Source organism: Pseudomonas sp. LFS074 (assembly GCF_047978165.1).
Taxonomy (GTDB): Bacteria; Pseudomonadota; Gammaproteobacteria; order Pseudomonadales; family Pseudomonadaceae; genus Aquipseudomonas; species Aquipseudomonas putida_P.
This window is the reverse complement of the sequence record NZ_JBFPFV010000001.1, coordinates 2,694,634-2,717,437: the sequence shown is the minus strand read 5'-3', so window position 1 is coordinate 2,717,437 and position 22,804 is coordinate 2,694,634. Positions and strand designations below refer to the sequence as shown.

The following is a 22,804-nucleotide window of genomic DNA, read 5'->3' as shown; positions in this document are numbered from 1 at the left end:
TCAACTCCCGTATTCGAGGCATTCGTGTCAAAAGGCATTGTTTCATCGGTCATGGCGTCTTGTCTGTTCGCCGTGATGTACTTCTATACCTCGCTGCTCAAGCCACTCGATGGCGAAGAAATCTTTGGCTGGCGCACCCTGTTGACGCTGCCCTGCCTCACCTTGTTCATGCTTGTCTCGAAGGACTGGAAACGGGTCGGCGAGCTGTTGGGCCGGGTAAAGCGCACGCCGGTGCTGTTGCTCGGCATGGTCGGTACTTCGTGGCTGATGGGCGTGCAGCTGTGGCTGTTTCTCTGGGCGCCCCTGCACGGGCGTAGCCTGGAAGTGTCGATGGGCTACTTCTTGCTCCCGCTGGCCATGGTCCTGACCGGGCGACTGGTGTATGGCGAGCGCCTGTCGCGCCTGCAGAAGGTGGCGGTGGCTTGCGCCGCGCTGGGCGTGGGCCACGAGCTGTACCAAAATGGCAGCTTTGCCTGGGAAACCCTGTTGGTGACGATCGGTTACCCGATCTACTTCGTGCTGCGCCGGCGTTGCCGCACCGACCACCTGGGTGGCCTGTGGTGCGACATGTGCCTGCTGCTGCCGTGGGCCCTGTACTTCGTTATCCAGGGCCCGCTATCCAATGCCGACCTGCAAGCACACCCTGGGCTGTATGCGCTGATCCCGATACTTGGGGCGATCAGCGCCTCGGCCCTGATCGCTTACGTACTGGCCAGCCGCATGTTGCCATTCAGCCTGTTCGGCCTGCTCAGCTACGTCGAACCCGTGCTGCTGGTGGGGGTGGCATTACTGCTGGGCGAAACCATCGGCCCGGATCAGTGGTTGACCTACCTGCCAATCTGGGCCGCAGTGCTGGTGCTGGTGCTCGAAGGCTTCAAGCACCTGTTGCGTCAGCGCCGCCGTTCGGTGTAAGCCGAACCTGGCGCACCCGCCGCTCTTCAACCGCCTCCACGGTCAGCATCCAGCCGTTCCAGGCCAACTGATCACCCACCATCGGCAGGCGGTCGAGCAAGCTCATCACCAGGCCCGCGAGGGTCTGGTAATCTTCGGTAGCACGGGCACTGAAGCCTGTACGGGCCTGCACCTGGCTCAAGTTCAGTGCACCACTGACCACAAAGGCTTCACCCTCCTGAACGATGCCGGGGCCTTCTACCTCGCTCGCATCCGGCAATTCACCGGCAATCGACTCAAGGATGTCGGTCATGGTCAGCAGGCCGGTAAAGTCGCCGAACTCGTTGACCACGAATGCGATGTGGGTCGACTGGCCACGCATCTGCTCCAGGGCATTGAGGATGCTGAAACTCTCCAGCAGGTTCAACGGCGCCCGGGCCATGCTTTCCAGATCGGGTTGGTCGCCCGACAGTAGCTCTTTGAGCAATTCCTTCTTGTGCACAAAACCCAAGGGTTCGTCCACACGGCCATCGCGGATCAACGGCAGGCGCGAGTACGGCGAGTTGACCAAGGCCTGGGTAATGGCCTCGGCCGGCTGTGCCAGGTCGATCACATCGACCTCGGCACGCGCGGTCATCACCGTACGGATCGGCCGCTCTGCCAGGTTCAGCACACCACTGATCATTACCCGCTCACGGCGGTCGAACAGCACCTGTTCCTCGCCACCTTCGACCAGATCGGCGATTTCCTCACCCACCTCGTCAGCTTCGATCCGGCGGCCGCCCAGCAGGCGCAGCACCGCATGGGCAGTACGTTCGCGTAGCGGTCGATGCTGCTGCAAGCTGCGCTTGCGGCGGGCACGGGCCAGCTGGTTGAACAGCTCGATCAGGATCGAGAAGCCAATCGCCGCATACAGGTAGCCTTTCGGGATATGGAAGCCCAGGCCTTCTGCAGTGAGGCTGAAACCGATCATCATCAGGAAGCCCAGGCACAGCATGATTACCGTGGGGTGGGCGTTGACGAAACGGGTCAGCGGCTTGCTGGCAACGATCATGATACCGATCGAGAAGATCACCGCGATCATCATCACCGACAGCTCATCGACCATGCCCACCGCCGTGATCACGGCGTCCAGCGAGAACACTGCGTCCAGTACCACGATCTGGGCGACGATCGGCCAGAACGCGGCATGGCGCAATGTGCCACTGGCCTGTGTCACGTGGCCCTCCAGGCGTTCATGCAGCTCCATGGTGGCCTTGAACAGCAGGAATACACCACCGAACAGCATGATCAGGTCACGGCCAGAGAAGCTCTTGCCGAATACGTCGATCAGCGGCGCGGTAAGTGTGACCATCCACGAAATACTGGCCAACAGGCCCAGACGCATGATCAACGCCAGGCCAAGGCCAATGACCCGTGCGCGATCACGCTGGTGAGGCGGCAACTTGTCGGCGAGGATGGCGATGAACACCAGGTTGTCGATACCCAGCACCAGCTCAAGGACGATAAGCGTCAACAGGCCTAGCCAGGCCGTTGGGTCGGCTAGCCATTCCATTAGCGGGTACTCACGAGGAAGGCGTCACAAGGACAGGGAAAGGATGGCCGAAACGGCCGAAAACTGGGGGGCTCCGCGAAGGTGCTCATATAGACCTTGATAACAAATTGGGAGGATGATGCTACAAGCACAGCAGGTTTCTCTAGTAGCGCAAAACTATTACAAAACCTGTAACACCTCTGCACTGCACGCTTCCAGTTGTGGAGAGGGTACTTTTGTTCAATACCTCTGCAAGCGGATGCCCGAGGATGAAGCCCTCCTTCAGCCATTCGGATTTCCCTCATGAGCCTGTCCTTGTCAATGGCCGCCTTCGCCTTGGCGGCCTCGATTTCCCCCGGCCCGGTCAACATCGTCGCACTAGGCAGCGGTGCCCGCCACGGCCTGCGCGCCAGCCTGGCACATGTGGCCGGCGCCACGCTGGGCTTTTGCCTGCTGCTGGTGCTGGTCGGGCTGGGCGTGCATCAGCTGATGTTGCGCTGGCCTTTGCTGGGCCTGCTGTTGCACTGGAGCGGTGTGGCATTTCTGCTGTACATGGCGTGGAAACTGGCCAGTGACGATGGCAACCTGGGCAGCGAACACCCGACCATGGCCCCTTCAGCCTGGCAGGGCGCGGTAATGCAGTGGCTCAACCCCAAAGCCTGGTTGGCAGCAGTCGCCGGCGTGGGCGCCTACACCGGCGGTGAACAGCACCTGCTGTGGCTGTTCGCCTGGATCTATGGGCCAATCTGTTTCATCTCGGTGGCCTGCTGGGCGTGGGCCGGGAGCGTGATTCGGCGGTATCTGGGCAATCCACGGCATATGCGCCTGCTGAACCGAGGGTTGGCCGTGTTGCTGATTGCCAGTGCGGTTTACCTGATCATTCAGCCAAGCGCATTGCGATAATGCCCTGGTGTCGCCGCCAGTTGCTGCTTGAATGCCCGCTGCAAATGCGCCTGGTCGGCAAACCCGGCCTCCTGTGCCACTTCGGCAATCGCCCGGCCTTGCCGCAGCCGCGCCCTGGCCAGCTGCACGCGCTGGTCGAGCAGATAGCCATGCGGGGTCAGGCCGAAATGTTGGCGGAACGCACGAATCAGGTAGGAGCGTGACAGGCCGCAGGCCGCGCAGATGTCCTCGAGGCTCAACGCGTCACTGCGGTGGGCGCGTATGAATGCTGCCGCCGCCTGCAGTCGAGGGTTGCCCTCGTCACTCACAGGGGCACTGCCACCCAGTAATTCCGGCAATCCGCTGAAGAAAGCCGCCAGGCGCGCTTCGCGATCTGGCAGACGGGTATCGAACAGGTCGGCGAAGGTTTGCAAAAGCCGCTGGTACAACAGCGGCGAACGGCTCCAGGTCTGCGCCGGCAAGGCAAACCCCAAGGCCTGCAACCAAGGCTGGTCGACGAACAGCATCAGGTAGGACCACGGCTCCCCGGCAACAGGGTTGCAGGTATGCACCACACCCGGGTTCATCAGCACCGTGGTCCCCGCCGTCACCTCGACACCCTGACCGGCGTTAAGGTAGGTGCTGCGCCCACCCGTGATCACCCCGATGGAGAAGCTTTCGTGGGCGTGCGCGGCGTAACACACCTTGCGCCCGTCCCCTACCCTTCGGGCTTCGACGAACGGCAGCGCCGGGTCGCGCCAGAACCGTGATACCTCGATCATCCTTCGCCTCGCCCGCCGCAGCCATGTGCCCGAATACTACACACTTAGCGTGGGAACAGGTCCAGTGTGCGCTCTACCTCGCCGATATCGATCCGAAAACCGTCACCTTCGGGTATGCCGACCACGAAACCGAAATGCTGGTGGTCGCGGTCCGTCAGGTACTTGTAGTAACTGACAAAGCGGTTAGGTGGCTGCAAGGTCAGCAGGCAACCGCCTGCCTGCAGCACATTCACGCCGTGCACCAACTGGCTGCCCTCTACCCCGATCACCACTTGGGCACCGGCGCAGGCAGCGACAATACTCGGCAGGTCGGACTTCAGCGGGTTGACGATGCGAAAACCACGGGTAACGCGCAAGTGCTCGGCAAGCTCAAGCTCGTTGCGCAAGAGGCGCAGGTCGCCATCACCACCGCGCAGCAGGAACACCCCAGGATGTTGCGCATGCGGCACATGCGAAAGCAGCTTGTCGCCCATCGCACGATAGCGGGCATGCCGGCTGCGGTTGTTGCTCTGGTCATCGAACAGCACCAGCTCACGGAAGAACGCACTGCGCAAACGCAGCGGTTTCATACCCAGCAACTCCTCATAGGCCGGTGCCTGAGTAAACAGTGGAAACCGGGCAGAAGGTGCGGTGGTCACCGGGATACCTTCGTTACAAGCCAGCGCATAGGTCGGGCAATCTTCCATCAGCCAGGTGCCGAACCACGAGTTGCCGTTTTGCGTGCAGTAGATAGCCGCGCGGTCGATCTCATTGTCGACGATGATGGTCGGGAAGGTGCTTGGCTTCAGTGACAACCAATGGCTGGCCTTGCCCTTGTACAACGCCCCGTCGATTAGCCACACATCCTTGATCAGGTAGCCGCGGGTTGGCCCTTGCAGCGTATTGACGCCGCCTTCCATGGTGCGTGCCGGGTGCACGTAGGGGTAGAAGCGCTTGCCTTCCCAGCCTGTCACCCGTTCCAGCTGGCCGGGCAGAAAAATGGCTGGCGGCGAAACCGTGGCTTCGCCAGGGGCTATGTCCCAGCTCTTGGTGGCGATGCTTTTAAGGTCGATGGCCGTGTTCTTGCCCAAGCGTTTGCGCGCCATGTAGCGATAGGCGGCCAAGGTCCAGGTGTGATGCTTGGCTGCGGGCGATGCACTGAACTGCGAGATATCGCCTCCCATGAAGCGTCCTCCCTTGATGACGAAGTCTGAAGCCTGGCGCAAGGCGCCCTATCAATGCCTCCCTGGCAGCCACTCAGTTGCATGTGACCCTTTCCATGGTGGGCGGTGACTGCTGGCTTGCGTAACGGCTGCGCAACGTTTCCACGAACGGCTCACCTGCACCGTTGCCACCGTAGAGATAAATCTTATGCAGGCCGCCAAACACCATTTCGTGGTAACGGCTGGCAACTTCCTCATCGCTAGGCCCATCCGGCAACCCCAGATGCAGCGTGAGCTTGTCGCCTTCGACGGCGAACATCGGCGTGTCCCACAAAAACTTCGCCGTGCCGGTCTTTGGCAGGCGGACAAACAGGTACGCATGGTTACCCAGTGAGTCGATATCACCACCCCGGCGGCGCTTCCATTTCAACAGGCCGTCGTCCGGGCGTGCCAGGCACAGGCCGATGTCGTAGTAATCGAAGCCCTGCTCCAGTGCCCATTCAAGCGCCATGAAGGTGGTGATCGAATTCACCTCGCGCAGTTTCTTCGCATCGGAAAACACCGCCTCGCAATAGCCAAAGCGCAAGGTGCTCCAGTAACGCTTGCCGCCGCGTACCACTTCACACCCCAGGTGGCAGCCGATCACTTCATCGCCCAGCATGATCAAGTCGAGCCGGCCGACGCTCTTGGCAATTCGGAACACCTCTTCGGTAGGGAACTGCGCGGCGTGGATGCCTTGCCTGGCCGTGGCATAAGGGCGCAGCAGGTCCCGGTCGGCCATGCTGATTTCGTCGTCCGAGAGGGCTTGGCGCATGTGATACAGCGGCCGGTTCTTGCGAATGCTGCGGCGCAGTTCGCTGTCGTAGCGGGCCGTGATGTCATCCAGTGGTCGCCCCAGCGGCACCACGGCGCTCAGGTAATGCGGCACGGACAGCGCCCCCGAGGTCGGCATTTCGCTGATGACCACCACATGGTTGGCAGCCGCCGTGGCATTTGCACCCTCCACGATCGATGCGCTGCCCTGGCCTTTGCCGCCGATCAGCAGCTTGGCCATTTCCCGTTGCTGCTTGCGGCCGATGTAGAGGATTTCGTACGGGCTCTCCTGCTGCGGCCGAAACCTGGCAACCTCCCACCGCCAGAAACAGGCACGCGCCATCATTTCTCGCGTTTTGCTGGCCAGCAGCCTCATTTCGTAGCGCGTGGAGGGCGACAGGAGCTTTCGCGCCACAGCTGTCAAGGTCTCTTTCATTTCTTCTTCGACGTCCTTTGAAGTGCTCTATGGCCATGCGTAAAGAGAGAAAAATGCAGCAAAAACACTTAACGCTTTGATTTTTATAGTTTGCCCTACAACTTTATTATCACATTCAGTAACAATTTAAGATGCCCCGAAAGGCTTTGGCAAGCGGCTCTTCGCTGACTTTAGATCAAGTTTCATGGCGTCAAATTTTCTGCTCTAAAAGCCTCCATCAGCGAAACTTTGCTATAAGCGTGCCGATAAGCACGATACTCCGTTACCACTTGGCTATTGATAATTAGCGTTTGATGCCTTCTTTGCATAAAAGGAGCATCACCATGCCTGATTACCTTCCGCATCAAGCCCTGCTGAAGGCGCAACTACCCCATTGGGCCCACCGGGCAACACCCAAACAGTGGGCCGCGTTGCAGCAAACCCAGGCTAATGCCTGGCAAGAGCAGGACTGGTTCGCCAATGCCGCCCCAGACCTGCGCCAGGCAGTGCACGCCAGCCAGGCACGCCGGGTTCGCTCACAAGCCGCCTTGGCCCGCTCACTCAAGGGCCTCGCACAGATCACCGAATTCGCCGAACCGTTGCTGCAAGGCCGCCTTGCGGCACATGGTTTTCACGCGCCACTGCGCAACAGCCAGTTGCTGCGGGTTGAAAGCAACTGGCACTGGGTCGGCTTACGCTATCTCTACAGCCATCGTCGCGACAATTTGTTACAAGCGGCCCTGCAGAACTTTGCCGATGACGAAGTATTTACCTCCCAGAGCGCGATTGCGCTGAAGGACAACATTCATGTCACGGCAATTCAGGTTCAAGGGTACGCTCCCCTTGGCATGCAGGTGCCGGCTGCGCAGTTTCCACTGAAGTCCGAACACTACCAGGTAGATCGTTTGCCGCTTAGTCCCGAAGCCTTCGCCACACTGTGTCGAGAACTGGACTTGGGTGGCACCTACCAGGCCCATCTGACACACCATTTAGGGCAACCCGGCGTTCGCGCGCAAGCCATGCACGTGCAACAAGACAGCCTGCGGCTGGCGGCCGACCTGGCCTACCTGCGACACCTGCTTGGCGGCAACGCTCGTGACGAAATAGAGCGACTGTTGCAAGGTGACAACGTGACGTGCTGGCAGCTGGCGCTGTTCGGCAGCATCCTGCACGAAGTGATGCTGATCGATGTCGGCAACGCGGGGCTTGCGCTGTTCTTGCCTGGCCATGACCCAGCGCTGCGCCAGTGCCATGACCTTGAAGCGGTGCATGAAGCGTTGGCGACGTTGTTGCTGGAGCCCGCAGCGCGCCAGGCATTTACCGCCTACATCAGGCTGGATGAGCGCGCGCACTTTCTCGACCTGCTGCAACAGAACCTCGACGCCTCCGGCAACGCTGCCTTCGACCGCCCCTGGCTGCGTGCAGCGCACGTGGACTTGCGCCCGACGCACCAGGTGATCGCGGCAGAGCCGTTCGGCTACTACCAGGACCAGCACCTGGCCCGCCTCAAGCATGAAGCCAGCCAGCTTGCGGTACCGACCGCAACGGCCGATGCCAACGCTCGAACCAAACGCCTGGAAGAATGGGAAAGCCTTGGCTGGGATGCACTGAACGTTGCCGGCTTCTTCATACCAGGGGCAGGCCCCTTGATGCTGGCCGTCACCGCTTGCCAGTTGCTCGGCGAGGTATTCGAAGGCTACGAGGCTTGGGAGGAAGGCGACCGCCACCTTGCCCTGCGCCATCTGGAAGCCGTCGGCCTGAACCTGGGCCTCATAGGCGGCCTTGCCGTGGCAGGCCGCGTGGTCCCCAAACTGTTCGGCAGCCCGCTGCTGGAAAACCTCCAGGAAGTGCCCGGCAACAACGGGGGCTACAAGCTCTGGAATCAGGACCTGACCCCTTACCGCAGTAGCATCGAGCTGCCAGAGCATCTGCAACCCAATGCGCAAGGCCAGTACCTGCACGAGGGCCAGCAATTCATCCGCCTGGACGGCCATCTTTTCCAGCAGCACTTCGACAACACGCTGCAGCAATGGCGCATCATTCACCCGGACACAGCGGATGCCTGGCAGCCACCGTTGGAACACAATGGGCAAGGTGCCTGGCGCGGCCAGCATGAACAGCCCGCCCAGTGGCCTTTCGCAACACTCGTGCGGCGCCTGGGTGAGCCATTCGCAGCGTTCACACCCCAGCAACTGGAGCAGGCCGGACGCATCTGCGGCATCGACGCAGAACGCTTGCGCCAGGTGCACCTGCAAGGCCAGCCAACCCCGCCGCTATTGCTCGACACCCTGCAACGCATGGCGGCACGGACCGAAGTGCGAGGCATGGGTGCAAACGCAGCGCCGGGTCTGTTCGACCAGCTCTACAACGGCGACGCGGCAGTCGCCCCCGCAACGCAGCAGCTGCTTACGGCCTACCCACGCCTGTCTCCCGCCTTGGCCAGGCGGTTGCTGGCACGGCTGGACGATACTGAATCACTCACCTGGCAAGAGCACGGCGAGCTCCCCAAAGCGATTGGCCAACAGATCCAACGGGCACACAGCGAGCTGCCGCTGGTACGTGCGTTGGAAGACTTGTTGCATCCTGCGCAGTGCAGCGCTGACAGTGAGCGCCTGCTGTTCAGCGCACTGGACGCCCTGCCCGAATGGCCTGCTGACCTACGCCTTGAGTTGCGCGCTGCAAGCCCGCAAGGCCCAACGTTGAACTACGTCGGCAGTGAGCAGGCCACCACCCTGTGCCGGGTGATCAAAACGGCCGAAGGCTATGAGGCCGATCTGGGAGAGCGCCCGGCGCCCGCGCTGCGTGATGAGGACCTGTGCCGTGCCGTGGAGCAGGCGCTGCCACGCGTGCAGCGCGAAGCCCTCGGCATTGCACGAAGCGACGGCAGCGTAGTGCGCCAGCGCGTACTGGCGTGGGTCGATAGAAACAGGCCCGTGCTGGCGCAGCGACTCTGGGGAGCGCCTCTGCAGCGGCGCTCGACACAAGGCTGGCTACGCGGCGGCCGCCCCCTGGAGCCGTTGCCAGCGCCCCCGCTTCAGGCCGGTTCTCTGGCAGCGGCTTACCGCCGCATTTTCCCCGATGCCACCGATGCGGAATTCGCCGACTGGCTGGGCGATGAACAGGAAGACCACGACCTGTATGACATGCGTACACCCACCGAGCGACTGCGAGACCTCCAGCAGCACCTGAGCGCTCTGCGGCAAAACCTGCAGCAATGGGCAAGGCCCGACCCATCAAGCCCGCACCAGCGGCACCTGGCAGTGCGCCCGATCATCAACGCCTGGCGCCGCCTTTCCTGGCTGCCATTCGGAAGCACTGGCCGACTCTTCAGCCTTGACCTTTCCGGCCTCGACCTGCGCAACGAGGACCTGGCGACACTCTACCTGCCCGATCAATTCACCCACATCGAACACATCACACTTAACGACAACCCGATGCTCAGCCACCTCCCAGCTGATTTTCACGAACGTTTCCCCAACCTCAAGCGCCTGTTTCTCACCAATTGCCGCTTCCAGCGCCTACCTGAACTGACCAGCCCCGAGCATCTACTCTGGCTGGACCTGGACAGCAATCGCATTACCTGGGATAGCCAGGCTCAACGAACGCTAAACCAGTTCAGCCAACTAGGCATACTCGATCTGACTGACAACCCCCTGCTTCAGGCACCCGACCTGCGTCGGCTTTCCGGGCTCAGGACCGTGTTCCTGTCCGGTTGTGCGCTCACCGAATTGCCGCGGGGCCTGCAGCTCATCAGTGAACCTGTGGTGCTGGACCTTACATCCAACCAGTTCCAGCAACTGCCTGCCGCGTTCAATGTTCCACACCCGGTAGCTGAATCCCTGAGCCTTGAAAGCGAGTGGCTGGGCCAGACTGCATTGGCACAAATCGATGCCTACAACACCGCCCACGGTGTCGATCTGATGGTAAACGAAGATGATTACCTGGACTTCTTCGAGAACACAGGCCCTGCAGAAGCCGAATTGTGGCAACGCTTGCCACTGCAATTTCGCCGTGACCTTCGGCCATTGCTCGACCAAGAGCCCTTCCTGTCGCAGCCGAATCAGGCCCGCAGGGAATTCTGGAGACGTTTGACAGTGATCGATACGACTCAAGCCCTGCGCGAGGAGTGGCTCACCCACCCGCCACGCGACCTTTTCAATCTGCCGCTTTAGTCATGTTCGCGGTGCCTGTCGGCGCATCGGCAGGCATTTGCTCTGCGGGTGAGCCAGACTGGTGTTTTTTCCGCAGCCGGTGCATGCTCGAGGCTGAAGCGATCCACCTGGCTTGAAACCCGCCCTGTAATGTGAGGTGCAGTACCCATGGACCGTCTGCTCGATTCACTCTTCCCCAGCGCCGATAACATTCCGGAAGCCTGGCGCCTGGGAGCCCCCCTGGAACAACGCGACTACCTGGTCAACGGTGAACTCAGGCGCTGGGACGGCCCCCTGGCCACGGTGCGCAGCCCGGTGTGGCTCAAGCAAGGCGACACCGAGCATCAGGTCATTCTGGGCAGCGCCCCGCTGCTCGATGCCGACACCGCGCTCACCGCCCTCGACGCCGCCGTACAGGCCTACGACAAAGGCCGTGGTGCCTGGCCGAACATGCGCGTGGCCGAGCGTATCCAGCATGTCGAAACCTTCCTCGCACGCATGCGTGAACAGCGCCAGGCCGTGGTCAAGTTGCTGATGTGGGAAATCGGCAAGAACCTCAAGGACTCGGAAAAGGAATTCGACCGCACCTGCGACTACATCGTCGACACCATCAACGCCCTCAAGGACCTTGACCGCCGCTCCAGCCGCTTCGAACTGGAACAGGGCACCCTCGGCCAGATCCGCCGTGCGCCACTGGGCGTCGCACTGTGCATGGGGCCGTACAACTACCCACTGAACGAAACCTTCACCACGCTGATCCCGGCGCTGATCATGGGCAACACCGTGGTGTTCAAGCCGGCCAAGTTCGGTGTGCTGCTGATTCGCCCACTGCTCGAGGCGTTCCGCGACAGCTTCCCGCCGGGGGTGATCAATGTCATCTATGGCCGCGGCCGGGAAACGGTGAGCGCGCTGATGGCCAGCGGCAAGGTGGATGTGTTCGCCTTCATTGGCACCCACAAGGCCGCCAGCGACCTGAAGAAGCTGCACCCACGCCCCCACCGCCTGCGCGCCGCACTGGGCCTGGATGCCAAGAACCCAGGCATCGTGCTGCCCCAGGTAGACCTCGACAATGCCGTCGAAGAGGCCGTCACCGGGGCGCTGTCGTTCAATGGGCAGCGCTGCACGGCACTGAAGATCCTGTTCGTTCACGAGGACGTGGTCGACGCCTTCCTCGACAAGTTCCAACGCAAACTGGCAGCGCTCAAACCCGGCATGCCGTGGGAGCCTGGCGTGGCGCTGACACCGCTGCCCGAGCCTGGCAAGGTCGACTACCTCGATGGCCTGGTCGCCGATGCCACGGCCAAAGGCGCACGCGTGCTCAACGAAGGTGGCGGGCACAGCCGCGGCTCGTTCTTCTACCCCGCCTTGCTGTACCCGGTCAGCCAGCAAATGCGCGTGTACCACGAGGAGCAGTTCGGCCCGCTGGTGCCGGTGGTACCCTACCGCGACCTGCAAACGGTGATCGACTATGTGCTGGACTCCGACTACGGCCAGCAACTGAGCCTGTTCGGCAACGACCCGGCCACCATTGGCAGCCTGGTCGACATTTTCGCCAACCAGGTCGGGCGCATCAACATCAACGCACAATGCCAGCGTGGCCCGGACACCTACCCGTTCAACGGCCGCAAGAACAGCGCCGAAGGCACACTGTCGGTGCATGACGCCTTGCGCGTGTTCTCGATCCGTACCCTGGTCGCCACGCGCTTCCAGGAGGCCAACAAGGAACTGATCAGCGACATCATCCGCAACCGCCAGTCGAGCTTCCTGACCACCGACTACATCTTCTGACGGCCGCGCTTATAGACAATCGATCTAGCGTCACTGTCGATTTTCCATCTGTGCAAACGACTCTAAGCAACAGGGCGTCCTCCGGCGCCCCTTGCACAGGAGCGTCCAACATGGCAGTCAAACCCATCCCCGAAGGCCAGCACAGCATCACCCCCTACCTGGCCATCAACGACGCCGCCAAGGCCATCGAGTTCTACAAGCAGGCCTTTGGCGCGGTTGAAATGTTCCGCCTCGATGCCCCAGGTGGCCGCGTTGGCCATGCCGAGCTGAAGATTGGTGATTCGTCGCTGATGCTGGGCGACCCCTGCGACATGGAAGGCGGCCTCACCGCCAGCCAGAAGCTCAGCGGCGCAGGCGTGGGCCTGCACCTGTATGTCGAAGACTGCGACAAAGTCTATGCCCAGGCCCTGGCCGCTGGCGGCACCCAACTGCACCCCTTGACCGACCAGTTCTACGGTGACCGCAGCGGCACCCTGAAAGACCCGTTCGGCAACATCTGGTTCGTCTCCACTCACAAAGAGGACCTGACACCCGACGAGATTCGCGCCCGCGCCGCGAAGATGTTCGGCGGTAACTGAGCGGCAAGTTGAAAGCGGCGCGACTTTGCTTGAAGCTTGAGGCTCGTAGCTTGGAGCCGCTTCATGCGAATCATCGACAAAACCGCCGTTCAGGTGCGCAGCCTGACCCCTGCCGAAGAAGAGCTGCTGGTCGGCTTTGCCACCGGCAGCCTCGCCGGCCCGCGCCTGCTGCAAGCCAACCAGCTGCTGATGAAGGTGCGCAATGCCAACCAGTGGCTGGCCTGCGATTGCCGCAACGACGCCTTGCCGGTGCTCAATGTCACCCTTAACGGCAACACTGGCACGCTGTTCCTCAAGAACAACCCAGGCACCGCCGAGCACGCGCCCGGCTGCCCGTTCACCAAAGACGAGCAGGAAGCCGCCGAGCGCGAAAACGACCCCGCGCCACCCGCCGCCTGGCTGCCGCCAGACACCCCCTTGCGCCTGATCGGCGACTTGCGCGCAGGCACAGCCGGTGCAGGCAGCGATGGCAGCGATCGGCGCGAACAACAGCGCCTGCTGTCACTGCTGCTGACCTGGCTCGAAACCAGTGGCCTCAACCTTTACGCCACCCACCTGAAAAAGGACCTGACCGGCCAGTTCGCCGAACTGCGCAGCGTGGCCAGCCGCTACCCGCTGCTGGAACGGGTGCCTGCCAGCAACTACCTGGAAACACGCCTGGACATGAAGCACATGATGATGCTCAAGTCCCGCCTGCGCGAAGCCTCGGTGTTCGGCAACCACCGCCGCCACGGCCTGCTGCTGGACTGCGTCGACCAGATCAAAGGGCGCAAACTGTTCAACAACCGCAGTGAAGACGGCTTCGACTTCCAGGGGCACCACCTGTACTGGGGCGGCAGCCGTACCACCGGGCCGTTGCTGGCACTGATGATCTACTCGCCGACCAGCGCCGGTAGCCATTACTACGAGCTGATTCATGTGGCCAGCGTGCCCGTGCTTTCACGCGCGCACCTGTTCCCGGTGTACCGCAATGAAGAACGCGAGCCGCTCAAGGCGCTGGTGTCGCTGATCGACTGGATGGCCAGCAAGGGCGTGAAAGTGCAGATGCGCCGGCCGGTAATTGGCGGGCAGGTCATGGATGAGCTGGTGATGACCTCGGACCAGGACCGGGTGCTGTCGGTGTCACTGCTGGAACAGCCGATCGGGCCCGAGCCGGATGCTGAAAACTTCAAGCGCTACGCCGACTTCAAAAGTTTGGAAACCTTCCGCAAGTTCGTCGCCGGCTTTTTTATGCGCGAGCGTTGATACCCGCCCTTGCACGAACCCTTGTAGGAGCGGCCTTGTGTCGCGATCGGGCTGCAAAGCAGCCCCTCGATTTTTGCGGCGGCAATGATATTCAGGGGCCGCTTTGCGGCCCATCGCGACACAAGGCCGCTCCTACACGAGATTGCATTGTTCAACGATTGCGTGTCAGCCCAAAAACAGCGTGTACGCCGGGTTATCCGTCTCATCCCAATACCGATACCCCATCTCATCCAGCGCCAACGGCAACCCCGCCAGCTCATCCACCGGCACTTCCAAAGCCGCAAACACGCGCGCCTCCGCTGCCCCATGGTTACGGTAATGGAACAAGCTGATGTTCCAACGCTTGCCCAACCGCTCCAAAAAGCCCAGCAACGCCCCAGGCCGCTCGGGGAATTCGAACCGCAGCACCCGTTCATCCGCGCCCGGTGCGGCATGCCCGCCCACGGTATGGCGCACATGCAGCTTGGCCAGCTCGTTGTCGGTCAAATCCAGCACGTTGTAACCCTGCTCGCGCAAGTTGGCCAGCAACTGCTCGCGTGGGTCGTGCACGGGGTGGGTTTGCACACCCACGAACAGGCGCGCTTCCTTGCCGGGGTAGTAGCGGTAGTTGAATTCGGTGATTTGCCGCTTGCCCAGCGCCTGGCAGAAGGCGCGGAAGCTGCCCGGTTGCTCCGGGATGGTGACGGCGATGATCGCCTCGCGCTGCTCGCCCAGTTCAGCCCGCTCGGCCACATGGCGCAAACGATCGAAGTTGACATTGGCCCCGGAGTCGATTGCTACCAGGGTCTGCCCCTGCACGCCTTCGCGCGCCACGTACTTCTTGATCCCGGCCACGGCCAGGGCCCCGGAAGGCTCGGTGATCGAGCGGGTGTCATCGTAGATGTCCTTGATTGCCGCGCACAGTTCGTCGCTGCTTACCGTTACCACCTCATCGACGAAGTGCCGGCACAGTTCGAAGCAATGGGCACCGATCTGCGCCACCGCCACGCCATCGGCGAAGGTGCCGACCTGCGGCAAGATCACCCGCTCGCCAGCTGCCATGGCAGCCTGCAGACAGTTGGAGTCTTCCGGCTCCACGCCGATCACCTTCACCTCTGGGCGCAGGTACTTCACATACGCGGCGATACCAGCGATCAAGCCGCCTCCGCCCACCGGTACAAAGATGGCGTCCAGGGCACCTGGGCGCTGACGGAGGATTTCCATGGCCACGGTGCCCTGCCCGGCAATCACGTCCGGGTCATCGAACGGTGGTACGAAGGTGGCGCCTTCGCTGTCGGCCAGTTTCAATGCGTGGGCCAGGGCATGAGGGAAGCTCTCGCCGTGCAGCACCACATGCCCGCCGCGCGACCGCACCCCTTCCACTTTCAACGACGGGGTGGTGGTCGGCATGACGATGGTGGCCTTCATGCCCAGGTGCGATGCCGCCAGGGCCACACCCTGGGCGTGGTTGCCCGCCGAAGCGGTGATCACCCCGCACTCGCGCTGCGTGGGGGTAAGACGCGACAGGCGAGTGTAGGCCCCACGAATCTTGAACGAGAACGTAGGCTGCAGGTCTTCGCGCTTGAGCAGTACTTGGTTACCCAGGCTGGCGGACAAGGCAGGCGCGGCCTGCAGGGGCGTTTCGATGGCCAGGTCGTACACCGGCGCGGCAAGAATGCGCCGCACCTGCTCCGACAGCAGTTGCTGGGGGGTGACGGTGGTACGAAGGACACTGAAGCTGGTCATCGATGACTCCTTGGCTGTTTTCACGTTGCCCAGGAGTCAGAGAGAAAAAACCCGCCTCCAGGGCGGGTTCGGTGCACGTACGCGCTAGCCCGCCAAGCTGATAATGGCGGTAATAATAATGGCGTTCACGTACGGGAATGTGTTCATGGGATAGGAACTTAGCCTGCCGCCCGGCCGCAAGTCAACACTTGGCTTGCTGCGCCGAAAGCGGCACATCGAACACCTTGTCGAAGCCCCACTGGAAGACGAAGGCGTAAACGAAGAAGAACACGAACAACGCCAGGTTGGTCAGCAGTGCCGCCCACAGGCTCACGTCCAGCCAGTACGCCACCAACGGCAGCAGAATCACCACCAACCCGCCCTCGAAGCCCAGCGCATGCAACAGGCGCCGCAAGAAAGTGCGCTCCCGCTTGTGCTGGCGCGCTTCCCAACGCTCGAACACCCAGTTGTAGCCCATGTTCCAGCTCATCGCGATGCCCGACATCAGCACCGACAACACGGTCGACTGCGCCATCCCGGCACCGAACGCCAGTTCCAGCGCGGGCGCCACGCAGGCGACGGCGATGGCCTCATAGAGAATGGCCTGGACGATCTTGCGGGCCTTGCCTTGCATGTTCAACTCCCTGAATAAACGACCTGTAAAACTACAAGATGTAGCCTGTAAGAAAAAGCCCGAAATTTGGACAACATCGCGTTCGGCTGCTTGTATCTATCCCGTACAAATAGTGACATCTCGTACAACTTCGTCGAAGGAACCGAGCGAGGATAATGACGATGGCCCCCTCTACCCTTTCGGTGGCTGCCACATGAGTTTGGCATTCATCGATTTTCTCACCTATGTGCTGTTCGGCCTGAAAATTCTGGCAATCACCCTTGCCTCGCTGATGTTCCTGTTGGGCCTGGACGACCTTTTCATCGACCTGTGCTATTGGGGGCGAAAGCTGATCCGGCGTTTTCGCATTTACGACAAGTTCGAAAAAGCCGATGAAAAGCGCTTGTTCGAGGTGCCGGAAAAACCCCTGGCCATCATGGTCCCGGCCTGGAACGAAGTAGGCGTGGTCGGTGAGATGGCGCGCCTGGCAGCCTCGACGATCGACTACGAGAATTACCAGATTTTCGTCGGCACCTACCCCAACGACCCGCAAACCCAGGCCGACGTCGACGCGGTGTGCCTGCACTACCCCAACGTGCACAAGGTGGTCTGCGCGCGCCCTGGCCCCACCAGCAAGGCCGACTGCCTGAACAACATCATCGACGCGTTGCTGCGCTTCCAGCAGGACGCGGGCATCGAGTTTGCCGGCTTCATCCTGCATGACGCCGAAGACGTGATCTCGCCCATGGAGTTGCGCCTGTTCAACTACCTGCTGCCAAGCAAGGACATGATCCAGATCCCGGTGTACCCCTACGCACCGGAATGGAAGGGCTTTACTGCCGGCCACTATGTCGACGAGTTCGCCGAAAACCACGGCAAGGACGTGATCGTGCGTGAAGCGCTGACGGGCCAGGTGCCCAGCGCCGGCGTCGGCACCTGCTTCAGCCGCCGCGCCATCAGCGCGCTGCTCGAGGACGGTGACGGCATCGCCTTCGACGTACAGAGCCTGACCGAAGACTACGACATCGGTTTTCGCCTGAAGCAAAAAGGCATGAAGTGCATTTTCGCCCGCTATTCCATCACCGACCCGGCACTGACCCTGAAGCAGGACTGGCGCCCGGGCATGAGCCGCGAGTTCTCCCAGGTAATCTGCGTACGCGAGCACTTCCCACGTGACTGGCAGCATGCCATCCGGCAGAAGTCGCGCTGGATTGTCGGCATCGTGTTCCAGGGCACCAGCAACCTCGGGTGGAGCCGCAAAGGCGCACTCAACTATTTCCTCTGGCGTGACCGCCGTGGGCTGTTCGCCTACCTGCTGAGCTTTCTGGTCAACCTGTTGCTGCTGGTATTGCTGGCCATGTGGCTGGTCACGGTGGTCGCGCCGAATTCGTGGCGTTTCATGTCGATCCTAAGCGACAGCTGGCTGCTGTCGACCCTGCTGTGGCTGAACGGCCTGATGCTGTTCAACCGGCTGTTCCAGCGCGCCTGGTTCGTCACCCGCTTCTATGGCATCGGCGAGGGCCTGCTGTCGGCACCGCGGATGATGTGGAGCAACTTCGTCAATTTTTTCGCCAACCTGCGCGCCCTGCGCCAGGTCATGGAAATGGGCGATTCGCGGCGCGTGGCCTGGGACAAGACCACCCACGAGTTCCCCGCCATCGCCGCACCTGCCCGCATACCACTGGGCCAGCGCCTGGTGGCCAAGGGCCTGATCAGCGACGAACAGCTGCAGCAGGCCATCACCAGCCCGGTTCGCCGGCGCCTGGGCCGCGAACTGCTACTGCGCGGCTGGTTGAACAGCGAGCAGTTGGTGGCCACCCTGGCCGAACAGTTGGACTTGCCCTGGGCACCGCTGAACCCGTTCAAGCTCGACCCGCAGTTGATCGCCAAACTGCCGCGCAAGCTGGCCACGCATTATGGCGTGCTGCCGGTGGATGAAGACGGCGACACGCTGATCCTGGCCAGCGAAAGCCCGGTCAGCCAGGTGTCGCTTGGGGTTATCAGCCGCCAGCTGAAACGCCCGGTCAAGGCCCGCCTGGCACCCCAGGGCCGGGTCACGCTGGGCCTGCGCTACCACTACCCAAGCCCCTGGCAGAAGCCAGAAACCCGCGACATGCTGGCCGTCCTTGAACGCCACCAGGACAACGAAGCGCTGCTGGAGCGGGTCAGCCATCACCAGGTCATGCTCGGCGCACTGCTGCAGGTGCGGGGCATGGTCCCGGTCACCCTGTTCAACCAGGCGCTGATCGACTTCGACCCTGAACACCAGAGCCTGGGCGAGCACCTGATCGCCCGAGGCATCATCACCGAACAGGTGCTGGAGCAGGCCCTGATCGAACAGGCCAGCGAACAGCAGGCCGCCTTTGACCTGACCCGGGAGGTGGCATGAAGCCGCGCTTTTCCCTGACTTTCACTGGACTGTTGCTGTTCTGCGCTGCCCTGCCCGCCGCTGCTTCGGCGCCGATGACCGACTTTCAGCGGTTCACCAGCTTTCCGTTCATGGACCGCAGCTACCGCGAGGCCAAGAAGGACAATTGGGCGGAAGTCGAGCGCCTGACTCGCCACGTGCTGGGGCGGGTGCCGAACAACGACGAGGCGCGTGCCCTGCTGGTCGAGGCCCTGGCCCACCAACGCCGTTACAAAGAGGCCCAGGCGCAGGCCGAGCAGCTGGGCGACAGCCCCGAGTATGCCGACGCCCTGCTGGCGCTACGCTTGACCTGGATCGAACAGGACCCACCGGCGGCCAGCCAGGTGGAACAATGGCTGGCCGCCAGCGACGGCAACCAGCGGGTGCGCCTGTGGCAGGCCTACAGCCTGAGCCTGGCCAAGTTTGGTGGCGCGGCCAAGGCGCTGGACTGGCTCAACCAGCTACCGCCCGGCAACGACGGCCAGGTACTGCGCCTGGCTCGGGCCAACTTCGCCGAGCAACTGCGCAACTGGAAAGAAACCATCGAACAGCTGCAGCCGCTGGCCGACAAAGGCCAGTTGCCCGCCGAAGACTGGCAACGCCTGGCCAATGCCTATATCCAGAAAGTCGACGAAAAAGGCCTGAATGCGCTGTTACCCAGCGCGCCATCCGCCACAGCGGCCAACCAGGCGCGCCTGGCCATGGCCAACCGCGCCATTGCCGTTGGCCACCACCAGCAAGCCCAACGCTGGCTGCAGTCGCTACCGCCCGAGCAACTGCAGCACCCCGAACAGCGCCAGCAACTTTGGCAGTTGGCCCGCGAAGGCGACGACGCTGCACTGGTGCAGCGCCTGAGCAACGACCTGCAACGCCCTTGCCTGGAAACGGTCGACTGGTTGTCACACCAAGACCCGGATCTGGCCCGTGAACAGTTCAAAGGCTGCACCGCCAGTACCGACCCGCGGGCCTACGCGGTGCTCAAGCAACGCCTGTACGGCGACCCACCACAACCTGCGCAGCCGCGCACCGCTGCCGAATGGGAGAAACGCTACCGGCAGAGCGGCGACCTCGCCGCACTGGAGCAAGCCACCTTCCTGCTGACCGAACAGGGCCACGGTGATCGCGCCCGGCAACTGCTGGAGCAGGCCTACGACCGTCGCCAGGGCCGCCTCACCCCCTCGCTGCTGCAGCGCCTGGGCAACCTGTATGCCCGCAACGACGGCCCACTGGACAGCCGACGCATGCTCAGCCTGATCCCCCGGGTCGACGCCAATACCCGCGCCCAGTTGCTTGGCCGGCTGGCCGAGGCCGGCCTGTGCGATGCCGTGCGCCAGGCCGTGCCAGCTACCCCAAGCGAGCCCGGCCAGTACCGCGCCCTTGGGCGTTGCGCCATGCCCGAGCAGCCGGGCGAAGCGGTGGTCTACTACCAGGCCGCCGAACGCCTGGGCGACAATGGCAACCGTCTGCCACTGGCCTACGCACTTGAAGCGGCCGGCGACTCCGAAGCCGCCCTGCCCATCTGGCGCAGCCTGCCGGACAGCGCCTGGACCGACAACGCCCGCCTCACCGCCGCCCGTGGCGCGCTGAATGCAGGCGACGCGGATGCCGCCCGCCGCTACTGGGACGCCGCCGCACACCGCAGCGCCGATGACTGGGCGCTGGGCGCCGCCATCGCCCAGCGCCAAGGCGACCCGCAGACCGCGCTGGGCTTTCAGCGCCAGGCTCTGGCGCACAACCCGCGCGCCGATCACTACTACGCCGCATCCAGTACTGCGCAACTGGCTGGCGACAGCGCGCAAAGCACCGCCTGGCTGGCCGAAGCCGTGCGCATGGCCCCCGATCAGCCGCGCTATCGAGCCGATTACGGCATGCGCCTGGCCGGTTCGACAGACAAGGCCCAGCGCATTCAGTCGATCCCCTACCTTGAGCGCGCCACCCACGACTTCCCCGAAGACTACCGCCTGGGCGAAACACTGGCCCTGCGCTACGACGAGCATGAAGACAGCGCTGCGGCACGCCGCGAACTGCGGCGCATCCTCGACGTAGAGCAGAACCTGGTCGACGCTGATGACGAGTACGGTAGCCTCGAAGCCCGCAAGTACCGTCAGCGCCGCGCCCACGAGAGCCTGTCACGTCGCGACACCATTACCCTGGCCAGCACCTGGTCACCAGCCGGCACCTCCACCAACGACAAGTTCCTCGACAATGGCCAGCGCAGCGGCAGCTCGCGCCGGGCGCAATCGCAGAACGTACAACTGGCCATGTGGGACCACGCTCTGGGCGAGGAGCCCAGCCGCAACGGCAGCACCCTGTCGGTGTATGGCCGGGTATTGTTCGGCGGCCAGAGCCGCACCGACTATGCACAAAGCATGGGTACCGGGGTCGGCCTGCGCTACAAGCCGCTCGGCCAGGCCAACCTCAACCTGTATGCCGAGTTGTACCACCAGCGCCAGATCGACGAAGAACACTACCGTGGCCTCAGCCTTGGCCAATTGCTGAGCCCGGCCAAGGTCGGCGGCAACTGGGGCGATTTACGTCACCACGCCGAATCGAGCAACGACTTGCTGCTGCGCGCCACCGCCTCGTTCCTTGACCAGGGTGACTGGCGCAACGACTGGCGTGTCGATGAGGACGATTGGAACGAGCGTTTCCTCTACCTCGACGCCGCCTGGTGGACCCGTGCCGGCGACCACGCCTGGCTGTCACGCTTCCAGCAGGGCCACGCCTGGAAACTGCCGGGCAGCTCCCCGCAAACCCTCATGCCTTACGGTTTTGTCGAATTTTCCAGCCAGGACCCAAGCAACGACTGGCGCCAGGATGCCCGCGCCGGGGTCGGCGTGCGCTGGCAATGGTGGTTCGACGACGACCGCTACAACGCCTACCGCGGCTCGCTGAAAGTGCGTGCCGAATACCAGCAATCGCTGGGCGGCAACCTCTACGAGCGCGCCAACGGTGTGCTGGTCGGTGCGGAGATGACTTTCTGATGCGTACGATCATCGCCTATTGCCTGCTGGTCCTGTGCCTACAGGCCTCCGCCGACCAGCGCCTGTTCTACCAACCGCTGAACCGTGATGCCAGCGTCACCCCCGCCCAATGGCAGCAACTGTGGCATGCCACCGCTGCCCAAGGTGGCAACACCCTGATCGTGCAATGGAGCGCCTATGGCGACAGCGATTTCGGTGGCGCCCAGGGCTGGCTGGCCAACAGCCTGCGCACGGCGCGTGCCGAGGGCCTGCAGCTGGTTATGGGGCTGTACATGGACCCGGCCTATTACCAGCGCCTCGAGCAACTGGATGGCGAGGGCCTGAACAGCTACTGGAAGGCGCAATTGGGCCGTTCGCTCAGCCAGTACCAACACCTTCGTCAGGTGTGGCAGTTGCCGGTGGATGGCTGGTACCTGCCCATGGAACTGGACGACCAGCATTTTCGTGATGCCGAACGACGCGATGCGCTCTACAGCCAACTGCAGGCGTTCAACCGCCAGCTGGACAAACCGTTGCACATCAGTGCATTCAGTGCTGGCAAGCTGTCGCCGCGCGTCCATGCCAGCTGGCTGGATCAACTGGTCGGGTTGGGCTTGACCGTGTGGTGGCAGGATGGCGCCGGTACAGAGCGTTTGCCGCCGTTGGTGCGCCAGAGCTACGAGCAGGCCTTGCCATGCCGGGTAGGCGTGGTGCGCGAGGCGTTCCGCCAGGTGAGCGCGCCTGGGCAGCCATTCAGGGCCGAACCTGCCGAGCCCAAGCTGGGCAGCGGGTGCCATGCCGAGGCGGTGTTTGCCTTGCGCTACCGGCCTTGGGCCACAGGTGTCTTGCCACAAAATTGAGTTGTTTGGCCTGGCAAAGCAGTACTCCGAGGAGCC

General features: G+C 62.6%; 15 protein-coding genes. 9 read left to right on the top strand and 6 right to left on the bottom strand.

What is annotated here, in order from left to right; genetic code table 11:
• The first annotated feature begins 24 nt into the window (after positions 1-24).
• Positions 25-912, top strand: coding sequence for an EamA family transporter RarD (gene rarD, locus ACNQP3_RS12465; protein ID WP_041166484.1), 888 nt, complete (start codon positions 25-27; stop codon positions 910-912).
• On the opposite strand, the gene ACNQP3_RS12460 is transcribed toward rarD, so the two are convergent.
• Positions 875-2,446, bottom strand: coding sequence for a TerC family protein (locus ACNQP3_RS12460; protein ID WP_012272140.1), 1,572 nt, complete (start codon positions 2,444-2,446; stop codon positions 875-877). The two genes, rarD and ACNQP3_RS12460, sit on opposite strands and share 38 nt — an antisense overlap.
• A 282-nt stretch (positions 2,447-2,728) precedes the next feature.
• On the opposite strand from ACNQP3_RS12460, the gene ACNQP3_RS12455 reads away from it, so the two are divergent.
• Entirely contained in the window at positions 2,729-3,328 is a 600-nt protein-coding gene (locus ACNQP3_RS12455; protein WP_012272139.1) for a LysE family translocator, read from the top strand.
• On the opposite strand, the gene ACNQP3_RS12450 is transcribed toward ACNQP3_RS12455, so the two are convergent.
• The 3 genes from ACNQP3_RS12450 to ACNQP3_RS12440 all read right to left on the bottom strand — a co-directional run bounded on the left by ACNQP3_RS12450 (position 3,307) and on the right by ACNQP3_RS12440 (position 6,480).
• On the bottom strand, positions 3,307-4,089 hold the full coding sequence (locus tag ACNQP3_RS12450; protein WP_060493479.1) for an AraC family transcriptional regulator: 783 nt from the start codon (positions 4,087-4,089) through the stop codon (positions 3,307-3,309). The genes ACNQP3_RS12455 and ACNQP3_RS12450 overlap by 22 nt on opposite strands.
• Positions 4,090-4,133: 44 nt before the next feature.
• Positions 4,134-5,252 (bottom strand): glycosyltransferase 61 family protein, encoded by a 1,119-nt coding sequence (locus tag ACNQP3_RS12445; protein WP_012272137.1) that lies wholly within the window; start codon positions 5,250-5,252, stop codon positions 4,134-4,136.
• A gap of 73 nt (positions 5,253-5,325) precedes the next feature.
• The gene (locus ACNQP3_RS12440) at positions 5,326-6,480 is read right to left on the bottom strand and encodes a hypothetical protein (protein WP_060493481.1); all 1,155 of its coding nucleotides are present in this window, start codon (positions 6,478-6,480) and stop codon (positions 5,326-5,328) included.
• Positions 6,481-6,803: 323 nt separating this feature from the next.
• Between ACNQP3_RS12440 and ACNQP3_RS12435 the strand changes: the two genes are divergently transcribed.
• The 4 genes from ACNQP3_RS12435 (at position 6,804) to ACNQP3_RS12420 (ending at position 14,221) form a co-directional block, all read left to right on the top strand.
• The gene (locus tag ACNQP3_RS12435; protein WP_264317096.1) at positions 6,804-10,631 is read left to right on the top strand and encodes a dermonecrotic toxin domain-containing protein; all 3,828 of its coding nucleotides are present in this window, start codon (positions 6,804-6,806) and stop codon (positions 10,629-10,631) included.
• Positions 10,632-10,778: 147 nt separating this feature from the next.
• Complete coding sequence (locus ACNQP3_RS12430) at positions 10,779-12,398, top strand: NADP-dependent glyceraldehyde-3-phosphate dehydrogenase (protein WP_264317095.1); 1,620 nt, start codon at positions 10,779-10,781, stop codon at positions 12,396-12,398.
• A 110-nt stretch (positions 12,399-12,508) separates the two neighbouring features.
• On the top strand, positions 12,509-12,976 hold the full coding sequence (locus tag ACNQP3_RS12425) for a VOC family protein (RefSeq protein ID WP_012272133.1): 468 nt from the start codon (positions 12,509-12,511) through the stop codon (positions 12,974-12,976).
• Between the two features lie 63 nt (positions 12,977-13,039).
• A complete protein-coding gene (locus ACNQP3_RS12420; RefSeq protein ID WP_264317094.1) occupies positions 13,040-14,221 on the top strand; it encodes a hypothetical protein in 1,182 nt (393 codons plus the stop codon).
• Between the two features lie 165 nt (positions 14,222-14,386).
• Here the strand turns inward: ACNQP3_RS12420 and ilvA are convergent, their stop codons facing one another.
• On the bottom strand, positions 14,387-15,946 hold the full coding sequence (gene ilvA, locus ACNQP3_RS12415; RefSeq protein WP_081337009.1) for a threonine ammonia-lyase, biosynthetic: 1,560 nt from the start codon (positions 15,944-15,946) through the stop codon (positions 14,387-14,389).
• Positions 15,947-16,127: 181 nt separating this feature from the next.
• Complete coding sequence (locus tag ACNQP3_RS12410; RefSeq protein WP_003253887.1) at positions 16,128-16,559, bottom strand: PACE efflux transporter; 432 nt, start codon at positions 16,557-16,559, stop codon at positions 16,128-16,130.
• Between the two features lie 193 nt (positions 16,560-16,752).
• On the opposite strand from ACNQP3_RS12410, the gene nrfB reads away from it, so the two are divergent.
• The 3 genes from nrfB to ACNQP3_RS12395 are packed head-to-tail and all read left to right on the top strand — an operon-like array spanning position 16,753 to position 22,768.
• Complete coding sequence (gene nrfB, locus ACNQP3_RS12405) at positions 16,753-18,927, top strand: cyclic di-3',5'-guanylate-activated glycosyltransferase NrfB (protein WP_012272130.1); 2,175 nt, start codon at positions 16,753-16,755, stop codon at positions 18,925-18,927.
• A complete protein-coding gene (locus tag ACNQP3_RS12400; RefSeq protein WP_264317093.1) occupies positions 18,924-21,929 on the top strand; it encodes a phage receptor in 3,006 nt (1,001 codons plus the stop codon). The genes nrfB and ACNQP3_RS12400 overlap by 4 nt, the downstream gene beginning before the upstream one ends.
• A complete protein-coding gene (locus ACNQP3_RS12395; RefSeq protein WP_012272128.1) occupies positions 21,929-22,768 on the top strand; it encodes a DUF4434 family protein in 840 nt (279 codons plus the stop codon). Before ACNQP3_RS12400 ends, ACNQP3_RS12395 begins: the two co-directional genes overlap by 1 nt.
• Positions 22,769-22,804: the final 36 nt, after the last annotated feature.

Excerpts from the sequence above, each read along its gene's own strand:
- ACNQP3_RS12445 (WP_012272137.1), bottom strand. The coding sequence starts at position 5,252 with ATGGGAGGCGATATCTCGCAGTTCAGTGCATCGCCCGCAGCCAAGCAT.
- ACNQP3_RS12430 (WP_264317095.1), top strand. The coding sequence starts at position 10,779 with ATGGACCGTCTGCTCGATTCACTCTTCCCCAGCGCCGATAACATTCCG.
- ACNQP3_RS12455 (WP_012272139.1), top strand. The coding sequence starts at position 2,729 with ATGAGCCTGTCCTTGTCAATGGCCGCCTTCGCCTTGGCGGCCTCGATT.
- ACNQP3_RS12420 (WP_264317094.1), top strand. The coding sequence starts at position 13,040 with ATGCGAATCATCGACAAAACCGCCGTTCAGGTGCGCAGCCTGACCCCT.
- ilvA (WP_081337009.1), bottom strand. The coding sequence starts at position 15,946 with ATGACCAGCTTCAGTGTCCTTCGTACCACCGTCACCCCCCAGCAACTG.
- ACNQP3_RS12435 (WP_264317096.1), top strand. The coding sequence starts at position 6,804 with ATGCCTGATTACCTTCCGCATCAAGCCCTGCTGAAGGCGCAACTACCC.
- ACNQP3_RS12460 (WP_012272140.1), bottom strand. The coding sequence starts at position 2,446 with ATGGAATGGCTAGCCGACCCAACGGCCTGGCTAGGCCTGTTGACGCTT.
- ACNQP3_RS12395 (WP_012272128.1), top strand. The coding sequence starts at position 21,929 with ATGCGTACGATCATCGCCTATTGCCTGCTGGTCCTGTGCCTACAGGCC.
- ACNQP3_RS12425 (WP_012272133.1), top strand. The coding sequence starts at position 12,509 with ATGGCAGTCAAACCCATCCCCGAAGGCCAGCACAGCATCACCCCCTAC.
- ACNQP3_RS12410 (WP_003253887.1), bottom strand. The coding sequence starts at position 16,559 with ATGCAAGGCAAGGCCCGCAAGATCGTCCAGGCCATTCTCTATGAGGCC.
- nrfB (WP_012272130.1), top strand. The coding sequence starts at position 16,753 with ATGAGTTTGGCATTCATCGATTTTCTCACCTATGTGCTGTTCGGCCTG.
- ACNQP3_RS12450 (WP_060493479.1), bottom strand. The coding sequence starts at position 4,089 with ATGATCGAGGTATCACGGTTCTGGCGCGACCCGGCGCTGCCGTTCGTC.
- ACNQP3_RS12400 (WP_264317093.1), top strand. The coding sequence starts at position 18,924 with ATGAAGCCGCGCTTTTCCCTGACTTTCACTGGACTGTTGCTGTTCTGC.
- ACNQP3_RS12440 (WP_060493481.1), bottom strand. The coding sequence starts at position 6,480 with ATGAAAGAGACCTTGACAGCTGTGGCGCGAAAGCTCCTGTCGCCCTCC.